2 protein-coding genes are annotated in these 1,959 nt (G+C 37.0%); one reads left to right on the top strand and one right to left on the bottom strand.

Annotation, left to right across the window (positions count from 1 at the left end; all coding sequences use genetic code 11):
- A partial coding sequence (locus VK998_RS01735; RefSeq protein WP_325224806.1) for a molybdopterin-dependent oxidoreductase occupies positions 1–1,813 on the bottom strand: 1,813 nt, incomplete at its 3' end.
- Here VK998_RS01735 and VK998_RS12950 point away from each other — a divergent pair.
- Positions 1,802–1,959 (top strand): hypothetical protein (locus VK998_RS12950; protein ID WP_414713536.1); only part of this gene is annotated, 158 nt, incomplete at its 3' end. The genes VK998_RS01735 and VK998_RS12950 overlap by 12 nt on opposite strands.

The following is a 1,959-nucleotide window of genomic DNA, read 5'->3' as shown; positions in this document are numbered from 1 at the left end:
ATACCATAGGGTTTTCTCCCATTATATATATAAATTTAATATTTTCTTTTTCTGCTTCATCAAATATTTCTGGAATGGTAAGACCTACTTTATCTGGGATATTTGAATCCCACATTTCTTCAAACTTATCTTGCACTTCTGGTTTAAATACCTTTTGATATCCTGGTAGATCAGCCGGAAGTCCTCCCATATCACAGGCACCTTGAACATTATTTTGTCCTCTCAGTGGATTTACGCCAGCTGAAACCTTTCCAATATTTCCACAAAGTAAACTTAAATTAGATATACTCATTACAGAATGAGTCCCAGTTGTATGTTGGGTTATTCCCATGGCATAGTAAATTCCTGCTTTTTCTGCTTCCGCATATATAAGAGCTGCTTTTATAATATCTTCTTCATCTACTCCACATATCTTTGCAACTTTCTCTGGAGTATACTCTTTTATTATCTTTTCAAATTCTTCAAAATTTTCCGTTCTTTCTTCTATAAACTTTTTGTCTTGTAAACCACGATTTATAATTACATTCATCATCCCATTTAATAATGCTATGTTGGTTCCTGGTTCAATTTGTAAAAAAACATCAGCATAGTCAGCTAATTCAATTCTTCTTGGATCTGCTACTATTAATTTTGCTCCTTTTTTTATTGCCCTTTTCATAACAGTCCCTATTACTGGATGGTTTTCAGTAGTATTAGAACCAATTACAAAAATAGCATCTGTATCAATTATCTCTTCTATACTATTGGTCATAGCACCGCTTCCTAATGTTGTTGCAAGACCTGCAACTGTAGAAGCGTGTCAGAGACGAGCACAATGATCTACATTATTGGTCCCTATTACTGCTCTAAATAATTTCTGAAATAAATAGTTTTCTTCATTTGTACATCTAGCTGAAGTTAAACCAGCAAAGGCTTTACTTCCATGTTCTTCTTTCATTTCTTTTACTTTATTCACTATAAGTTTATAAGCTTCATCCCAACTGGCCTCTTCAAATTTACCATCTCTTTTTATAAGAGGAGTTTTTAATCTATCTGGATGATTTATAAAGGGATAGCCAAATCTACCCTTAACACATAGTAATCCATTATTAGCTTTTCCTCTCGCTGGTTCTACTCCTACAACTTTATTACCTTTTACCAATAATTCCATTTGACAGCCTACACCACAATAGGAGCAAGTGGTTTTTACCCTTTCCACTTCCCAAAGTCTAAATTTTTCTTTTCTTTTAGGCATTAAAGCTCCTGTTGGACATACTGCCACACAGTTTCCACAAGATACACAATTGGACGTAGCTAATCCCATATCGAAAGGAGTGACCACCTTAGTATCAAAACCTCTATTTTCTAATCCAATCGCATCATTACCTTGAAGCTCAGAACATACCCTAACACATTTACCACATAAAATACATTTATTAGGGTCATAGGTATAGAAGTGGTTTGAATAATCTATAGGATAATCCTTCTTATCCCCTTTATAAGTCCCCATTTCAACTCCATATTCAAAGCAATAGTCCTGTAAATCGCATGCTCCCGATTTATCACAAGTTAGACAATCATTTGGATGATTTGAAAACAGTAAATCTAATATATCTTTTCTTGCATTAATCACTTTTTCACTATGGGTTTCTATAACCATTCCATCTCTAACTTTAAGGGAACAAGAAGTTTCAAGTTTTCCTTTGCCCTTTACTTCAACCACACATAATCTACAAGCAGCGTGAGGTTCTAGTCTATCATCATAACACAAAGTTGGAATATCTATACCTATTTTCCTACAGGCCTCCGCACGGCGGAGACGTTGTCGAAACAGGTCGCGGTCCTGAAGGAACTGTGGGCCCGCTACGACGGCATCGGCGTGGAGGACAAGGGCAAGCAGTACAACACCGAGGTGATGGAGGCGGTCGAGCTCGGCTTCCTCCTCGACAACGCCGAACAGCTGGTGCACGCCGCGCTCAA

Source organism: Schnuerera sp., assembly GCF_035459645.1.
In the GTDB taxonomy this organism is placed as follows: Bacteria; Bacillota; Clostridia; order Tissierellales; family Tepidimicrobiaceae; genus Schnuerera.
This window is presented reverse-complemented; position numbering and strand designations above follow the sequence as displayed.